The sequence below is a fragment of the Burkholderia sp. HAN2018 genome (assembly GCF_024704855.1).
GTDB lineage: Bacteria > Pseudomonadota > Gammaproteobacteria > Burkholderiales > Burkholderiaceae > Burkholderia > Burkholderia cepacia.
Window position 1 is genome coordinate 23,980 of the sequence record NZ_QOBB01000068.1, and the last position, 7,540, is coordinate 31,519.

General features: G+C 61.6%; 7 protein-coding genes and 1 tRNA gene. 2 read left to right on the forward strand and 6 right to left on the reverse strand.

The genetic code is table 11. The features are described 5' to 3' along the window. Positions 1-47: 47 nt before the first annotated feature. Complete coding sequence (locus tag DPV74_RS18880) at positions 48-1,577, reverse strand: NuoM family protein (RefSeq protein ID WP_119337749.1); 1,530 nt, start codon at positions 1,575-1,577, stop codon at positions 48-50. 748 nt (positions 1,578-2,325) lie between these two features. On the opposite strand from DPV74_RS18880, the gene DPV74_RS18885 reads away from it, so the two are divergent. Then, the gene (locus DPV74_RS18885; protein ID WP_155705858.1) at positions 2,326-2,697 is read left to right on the forward strand and encodes a hypothetical protein; all 372 of its coding nucleotides are present in this window, start codon (positions 2,326-2,328) and stop codon (positions 2,695-2,697) included. Positions 2,698-2,951: 254 nt separating this feature from the next. On the opposite strand, the gene DPV74_RS18890 is transcribed toward DPV74_RS18885, so the two are convergent. After that, positions 2,952-3,350, reverse strand: coding sequence for a heme-binding protein (locus DPV74_RS18890; protein WP_119337750.1), 399 nt, complete (start codon positions 3,348-3,350; stop codon positions 2,952-2,954). Beyond that, positions 3,343-4,119 (reverse strand): SDR family oxidoreductase, encoded by a 777-nt coding sequence (locus DPV74_RS18895; RefSeq protein WP_119337751.1) that lies wholly within the window; start codon positions 4,117-4,119, stop codon positions 3,343-3,345. The genes DPV74_RS18890 and DPV74_RS18895 overlap by 8 nt, the downstream gene beginning before the upstream one ends. Before the next feature lie 68 nt (positions 4,120-4,187). Here DPV74_RS18895 and DPV74_RS18900 point away from each other — a divergent pair, with 68 nt between their 5' ends. Then, positions 4,188-5,120, forward strand: coding sequence for a LysR family transcriptional regulator (locus DPV74_RS18900; RefSeq protein ID WP_060197074.1), 933 nt, complete (start codon positions 4,188-4,190; stop codon positions 5,118-5,120). A 418-nt stretch (positions 5,121-5,538) separates the two neighbouring features. Here the strand turns inward: DPV74_RS18900 and DPV74_RS18905 are convergent. The 3 genes from DPV74_RS18905 to tilS form a co-directional block, all read right to left on the reverse strand. Further along, a tRNA-Ser gene (locus DPV74_RS18905) sits at positions 5,539-5,632 on the reverse strand. Between the two features lie 110 nt (positions 5,633-5,742). Further along, entirely contained in the window at positions 5,743-6,996 is a 1,254-nt protein-coding gene (locus DPV74_RS18910) for an aspartate kinase (protein ID WP_027787050.1), read from the reverse strand. Between the two features lie 343 nt (positions 6,997-7,339). Beyond that, positions 7,340-7,540, reverse strand: a 201-nt coding sequence (tilS, locus tag DPV74_RS18915) for a tRNA lysidine(34) synthetase TilS (protein WP_162923084.1), incomplete at its 5' end; no start/stop codon positions are given.

Genomic DNA, 7,540 nt, shown 5'->3' on the forward strand with positions numbered 1-7,540 from the left:
CGGCCGCACCGCCGCGCGATGAGCCCCGTTCGCGCGACGTGCCGCGATCAGCCGTGCGTCGATGCCATGTACGACGGCTGCGGCTGCGCAGGGCCGTCCCCTGCCGGCAGCTTCGAATGGCTCGCGTCTTCGATCAGCCTTCCGACGGTCGGATCGATCGCGTCGGTGAACGGCTTCGGATCGATGCCGACCGCCAGCACGACCAGGGCGAGCGACGCGAACATCACGATCTCGCGACGGTTCAGGTCGGCGAGCTTCGCGATCCGCTGGCTCGCGACCTTGCCGAACACGACGCGCTTGAGCATCCACAGCGTGTACGACGCGCTGAGGATCAGCGTCAGTGCCGCAATCGCGCCGATCCAGAAGTTGAAGCGGATCGCGCCCATGATGACCATGAACTCGCCGACGAAGCCCGACGTGCCCGGCAGGCCGACGTTGGCCATCGCGAACAGCACCGTGAAGGTCGCGAAACGCGGCATCACGCCCGCGACGCCGCCGTACGCGGCAATCTCGCGCTGCTTCGTGCGGTCGACGAGCACGTTCACGCACAAGAGCATCGCGCCCGCGACGAAGCCGTACGACACGAGCTGCACGATCGCGCCTTCGACGCCGATCCGGTTGAACAGGAACAGCCCGAGCGTGACGATCCCCATGTGCGCGACCGTCGAATACGCGAGCAGCTTGCCGAGATCGGTCTGGGCGAGCGCGATCAGGCTCGCATAGACGATCGCGAACAGCGACAGCGCGATCACGGCCGGCGCGAAGAAGTGGCTCGCGTCGGGTGTCACCGGCAGCGCGAAGCGCAGGAACCCGTAGCCGCCGAGCTTGAGCATCGCGAGCATCAGCGCCGCGCCCGTCGGGCCGTCGGTATAGACGTCGCTCAGCCACGTGTGGACCGGCCACATCGGCACCTTGACCGCGAAGGCGGCGAAGAAGCCGAGGAACACCAGCAACTGCGGCGCGAAGCCGAGCTGCAGCGTGCGCCACACGGCCATGTCGAACGTGTGCGACTGCGCGTACAGGTACAGCATCGCCATCAGCAGCAACAGCGAGCCGGCGAACGAGATAAAGAAGAACTTCACGGCCGCGTACACGCGGCGCTCGCGCCCCCATGTGCCGATCAGCAGGTAAAGCGGGATCAGCGTCGCCTCGAAGAAGATGAAGAACAGCAGCCCGTCCTGTGCGACGAACACGCCGACCATCAGTCCCGACAGGATCAGGAACGACGCGTAGTACTGCGCGACGCGCACCGTGACCGACTCCCACGACGCCACGACCACCACGAGCGTCGTGAACGCGGTCAGCACGACGAGCCACAGCGACGCGCCGTCGATGCCGACCCGCCATCCGGAATTGAATGCCGCCAGCCAGTTGCGGCTCTCGACGAACTGCATCGCGGCCGAGTGCGCATCGAAACCGGCGACCAGCGGAACGACGGCCGCAAGCCCCACCAGCGCGCCGACGAGCGCGATCAGCCGCGTTCGACGTGGATGATGGTCGGAACCGGCGCGCAGCAGGCACGCGCCGAACAGGATCGGAGCCCAGATGGCCAGGCTCAGGAAGGGGAAATCATGCATGTCAACAGGGCCTTGATGAAGTCGCGCACTGCATCGGAGACAGGCGAGACGAAAGGAACGAAATCAAATCGACAGAAAGATTTCGTGAATCGCCAATGTTGGCAAAATGTAAAGCGGCATCACGGGAAAGCTTGACGCCGCTCAAACGCGATCGGGTTAACCAGCATAAGGCGATTGATTATTTTCTGCATCGCAGCAGAGCATCGATTTTCACAACCCACCTTATCCTACTGATTTTTATGAGTAATTTTTTGTATTGATCGATCATACAGATTGCAAAAATCGACGCAGCGCCGCATTTTTGACATCCGCCTGCCATTCCGGAGGGTCGGAACGAGCTGATTGGCACCAGACAAGACGGCGAGAATGCAGCACTGATTTCTTACAGGCTAACTTTCATTTTTATTTCATTTCGCCTTGCTCGACGCGGATCGAGTGAATGGCCGCGCCGCCCACCCTCCACGCTCCCGTGGGGGAGGACTAGAACAGCAAGCCGATACCCATCAACGTGCTTTACGTAGTCACCTTTCCGCTCGGCAAGGAGCCGGAGCAATTTGCGACGCCAACCGCTGTCAGGCGCCGATGGTCGGCGTGATGATGGTTGCCAAGCGCGCAGAATACGCCGCAGAAACTGCAACCGCAGCGAAAGCGGCGAAACGCCAACAGCGACGCTGCCCGTGAAAATACGATCGCAAACCGTCGCGCATCCACCGCTGCTCAGCGGGCGCGCACCGCGAAAGATCGTGGGATGGACGCGAATCAGGCGAGCGAATCCGCGCAACAGAAGCTGCCGAACGTGTCCGCATCCTGTCCGGACACCAAGCTGATCAAGCAAACGCCGATGGACTTCAATTCGCCGGTCTGCAAGCGCACGATCATCTTCGCTGGCAAACAGTGTGGTTACGCCGCGTCGTACCGGCCCGGCCTGCGGACCATGATGTGCAAATCACGTTCGATTCGAGCGAAATCGACGGTTGAACCGCAGCGCGGCCCGAACAGCCGGTCGCGCAACATCCGTGCTGTCGAAGTAAATATGGGGTCGCTTGCGTCAGCCACCACAGCGGGCGGATGCGCACCCGCTACCTGCATGGCGCGTGTGTATTTTCGGTGCGTGCAGTGAATATTCCAACGCGCGCGGGTCATCCACCATCGCGGCAGGCTGTCACGCCCTCACCTTACGCATCGCAGATGTACATTCTTGACGCGGGCCGTGAATATTTCATCCTGCGCGAGTACACAACCGCGCGATACACATGACGACTGGCACGCCAAGCGGGCCTGCGCCCACAACATGCCGACGACGAAACCGTGACGTGTCACCGCGGATCGACGCGATAGCCGAGGTATCGGAATCTCGCCCACCACCTCCAGCGCTCAGGCAATCGCAGCACGAGCAAGTACCGCATCTTGCTCGGGTGTACCGCCGGACACGCCGAGGGCGCCGATCAGGTGGCCATCGCCATCCAAGAGAGGCACTCCTCCTCCCATCAGCAACAGCCCGCCTGCATGGATGTGGTCGAAGTGTGGAACTGGCTGGCCCGCCTGCCACGGGACATTGAGCGCTTCGCTCGGCGCCCGGAACATCACCGAAGCCCGGGCCTTTGCAATCGACAGTTCATTCGACGCAAGCCATGCCCCGTCCATCCGCGAGAAAGTGACCAAGTGCGCACCCGCATCCAGAATTGCAAACACGGCATTGAGTCCCGCGTCCTGGGCTGCGGCACGCCCTTGGGCCACGATCCGATCCGCCCGCTCCAACGTGAGCTCAGGCATTTTGCGTCCACTCCGTCTCTTGCCACTGCTTCGCAGCGTCAATCGTCGCAAAGGGGCGCATGGTTCGATACAAATGCGTATCGGCCGGAATGATCTCGACCATGGCGTCGATCATCTCCTTGGGGTCGGCCTGGTTCATCAGGCTGTCGCCGAAATCCGGCATCGGCACAACGGCGGAATCGGCGTCGTACCACTGTACGTAGCTCTCAGCGCCAGTGTCGTTGAATCCGGTACCGAAAACGCCCGGATTCACGGTCGCGACTTTGACGCCAAAGGGTTCGAGTTCCGCTTTCATCGACCCGGCGATGGCCTCGATCGCATGCTTGGTCGCGCAGTAGGCACCGACAAACGGGACAACCAGAATGCCCCCCATCGACGAGGTCCATACGACTTTTCCGGACCTGCGTGCCACCATCTTCGGCACGATCGCCTGTACCAGTTGAAGATGGCCGAAGACGTTGATTTCGAAGGACTCCCGAACGCGCGGCATCGGGATGTCGACGATCGATCCGCCTTCCATGACGCCGGCGTTCAGCACCAGGACATCGGGATCGAACGAGCCCGCGTGAGCGATGTCGATCGCGTCGAGCAGATTCAGCTTGATCACCTCGAGCACCACACCGGCCTCGGCTGCGTCCGCACGCAGGCTGCGAACCTGCGGCCACGTTTCGGCCGTCGCCACGACGTGGTGGCCAAGGCGTGCAAGTTCGATTGCCGCACCACGCCCAAAACCTGAGCTGGCACCCGTGATCAATATCTTTCGAGACATCTGGCGCTCCTTGACTGAAATAGTTGCACCCAGTGTAGGGAGCCCCTAGTATCAAAACAAGATCACCAATGCTTGATGAAACGATGAGAGTTACTCACCAATCAAGGAGCTTCGATTTTTTCTCTTTCACCGTGTTCCTGGCCGTTGCAACACGACGAAGCTTTCGCGCAGCAGCGACCGAACTCGAGATCACGCCGTCAGCGGTCAGTCATTCGGTAAAAGCGCTCGAGCGCCGTCTGGGCGTCCGGCTCCTGAATCGAACGACTCGCAGCACCTCGCTCACCGAGGCCGGCGAGCGTCTGGCAGCCAAACTCCGGCCGGCAGTTTCGATCATTGACGAAGCGATGCGCGAAGTCGACGATCTCCGTCTGGCTCCCAGCGGAACCGTGCGCATCAATGCAAGCGAAGGCGCCATCCGCCTCATCCTGCGTCCCATCCTGGCAAGCTTCCTGAAGTCGTATCCGGACGTGCATCTCGACATCGTGAGCGACGGCCGCCTCGGTGACATCGTTGCAGCGGGATTCGACGCGGGCATCCGACTGGCCGAGGCCGTGCCGCAGGACATGGTGGCCGTTCCGATCATGGGCAACGTTCGTTTCGCAGCAGTCGCGTCGCCCGCGTATTTCGCTGCACATGGACGCCCCACTACGCCGCACGATCTTTATCGACACGACTGTATTCGCTTTCGCTTCGAGAGCGGCGCGATCTACCAGTGGGAATTCGAGCGACGCGGCGTGAGCGAGACCATCGATGTCTCGGGCCCGCTTACTTTGACGGACCAACCGCTGATGGTCGACGCCGCCATGGACGGCATAGGCATCGCTTTCGTCCCTGACCACCTCGTCGTCGAGGCCTTGCGTGACGGACGCCTCGAACGCGTTCTTGACGACTGGTGTCCGCCTTTTCCGGGACTATGCCTTTACTATCCCGGCCATCGCCATGTCTCGCAGGCTCTGCGCGCCCTGATTGCCTTTATCAAGGGCGAGCAGCTGCGCAGTTGAGTTTTTGCATGGCAAGGCCGGCTCGTATTCGCGCCAGTCGCACGATACCGCCGGGTTAGCTGCGAAGCTTCGACAGGTTGTATCGATGGCTCATCCGGACTGAGTCTGGAAGACTGAAAGCCGCCAAACACCCAACCTTCCGGGAACCCAGCCGAAGGAACTCACTTTCTCGAGTCGACTTGAGATGGTTCAGGAAATCACCGAGTCCGGCTCAAGCATGCCGCACGCGGACACGGATCGCCGCTTGACGAGTGATCACCCTTCACCGCGCGAATATTCACTCGGCATCAGAACGACTGCGACCGGTGAACCGCTCGTTCGTCGTGCTCATGCTCACAGGAAGCTTGTGAGTTGATTTGATGGTCAAAAAGAAAAAGCCCCGCAAGTCCGAGAACTTGCGGGGCTTTGTCACCGCTTTTGGCGGAGACGGAGGGATTCGAACCCTCGATCCAGGTTTTGGCCCAGATGCTCCCTTAGCAGGGGAGTGCCTTCGACCTCTCGGCCACGTCTCCCAAACTTTCGCTCGCACCAGGGAGGCAGTGCGACGAGAACGAAATAATATAGGGTTTCGAACCGCACGTCAATTTCCGTGATGCATTTTCTTCAATGCATCACGAAAAATTCACGATGCCTGGTCGAGTTCGAATGCCTTGTGCAACGCGCGGACGGCCAGCTCCATGTATTTCTCGTCGATCAGCACCGAAATCTTGATTTCGGACGTCGAGATCATCTGGATGTTGATGCCCTCTTCCGACAGCGTGCGGAACATCTTGCTCGCAACACCCACGTGCGAACGCATGCCGACACCGACCACCGACACCTTCGACACCTTCGGATCGCCCTGCACCTGCTCGGCGTTCACGTGGCCCTTCACCTGGTTGGTGAGGATGTCCATCGCCTTCTGGTAGTCGCCGCGGCCGACCGTGAACGTAAAGTCGGTCTTGCCCTGGACGCTCTGGTTCTGAATGATCATGTCGACGTCGACGTTCGCATCCGCGACCGGGCCGAGGATCTGATACGCGATGCCCGGCTTGTCGGGCACGCCCATCACAGCAATGCGTGCTTCGTCGCGCTGGAACGCGATGCCGGAAATGACTGCCTTTTCCATGGTCTCGTCTTCTTCAAAAGTAATCAGGGTGCCCGAGCGCATTTCTTCGTCGAGCGCAATCAGCGGATCGGTCAGGCTCGACAGCACGCGCGTCTTCACCTGGTATTTGCCGGCGAATTCGACCGAGCGGATCTGCAGGACCTTCGAGCCGAGGCTGGCCATTTCCAGCATTTCCTCGAACGTCACGCGATCGAGGCGTCGCGCCTCTTCGACGACGCGCGGGTCGGTCGTGTAGACGCCGTCGACGTCCGTGTAAATCAGGCACTCTTCGGCACCCAGCGCAGCCGCGACCGCCACCGCCGACGTATCCGAGCCGCCACGGCCCAGCGTCGTGATGTGGCCGTCCGGATCGACGCCCTGGAAGCCCGTGATGATCACGACCTTGCCTGCATTCAGATCGGCCTTCACGCGCTCGTCATCGATCGAGTGAATGCGCGCTTTCGTGAACGCGCTGTCCGTCTTGATCGGCACTTGCCAGCCCGCGTAGCTCACGGCCTCGACGCCGATTTCCTGCAGCGCGATCGACAGCAGGCCGACGCTGACCTGCTCGCCGGTCGACGCGATCATGTCGAGCTCGCGCGGGCTCGGCTGGCTCGAAATCTCTTTCGCAAGACCGAGCAGACGGTTGGTTTCGCCGGACATCGCCGAAGGCACGACCACCATCTGGTGCCCGGCCTGATGCCATTTTGCGACGCGTTTCGCGACGTTCTTGATGCGCTCGACCGAGCCCATCGAAGTGCCGCCGTATTTGTGTACGATGAGTGCCATTGTCGTTCTGAACTGGAGGAGAAACCGCACGGGCGCGCTGGGCAGGCCGCGTAGCCGTTCGGTCACGCGGCTTGTGGCTGTGGACGGACGACGAGGGGGACGGCTGGGACGCAACACGCAAGCGTGACGGATTTTGCCCGGAAGGCCGATCAGGCCGCGCAAACCGGGTACGTCACGCGGAAAACCTGCACAAATCGCTCAAAAATCGAGCCGAGCAAACGACCGAGCGTACCCGATAGAGGCCCGCTTGACAAGCCGCTCGCCGCGTCCGGAGCCGTTCCGGCGCTGTTTACCAAATGGTGAAAATGCGCGCGCCATCGCGCCGCCGGAAGCCTGCCCGCCGTTACGCGATCAGCAGGTCGGGACGCCATTCGATCCGGCGCCAGGTGCCGTCGCCTGCCGCCTCGCTGCCGAACGCACCGACATCGCGATTGATGCCGAGCCGCGGCACGTAGATCAGCCGCTCGCCCGCGAACAAGAGCGGCACGTCGCGCTGCCAGGCCGGCACGCCGCGCTCCTGGAACAGGTTCTTCAACGTGCGGCC

Coding starts and splice junctions, on each gene's coding strand:
- DPV74_RS18890 (WP_119337750.1), bottom strand. CDS start 3,350: ATGCCTGAGCTCACGTTGGAGCGGGCGGATCGGATCGTGGCCCAAGGG.
- DPV74_RS18900 (WP_060197074.1), top strand. CDS start 4,188: ATGCTTGATGAAACGATGAGAGTTACTCACCAATCAAGGAGCTTCGAT.
- DPV74_RS18895 (WP_119337751.1), bottom strand. CDS start 4,119: ATGTCTCGAAAGATATTGATCACGGGTGCCAGCTCAGGTTTTGGGCGT.
- DPV74_RS18910 (WP_027787050.1), bottom strand. CDS start 6,996: ATGGCACTCATCGTACACAAATACGGCGGCACTTCGATGGGCTCGGTC.
- DPV74_RS18885 (WP_155705858.1), top strand. CDS start 2,326: ATGGACGCGAATCAGGCGAGCGAATCCGCGCAACAGAAGCTGCCGAAC.
- DPV74_RS18880 (WP_119337749.1), bottom strand. CDS start 1,577: ATGCATGATTTCCCCTTCCTGAGCCTGGCCATCTGGGCTCCGATCCTG.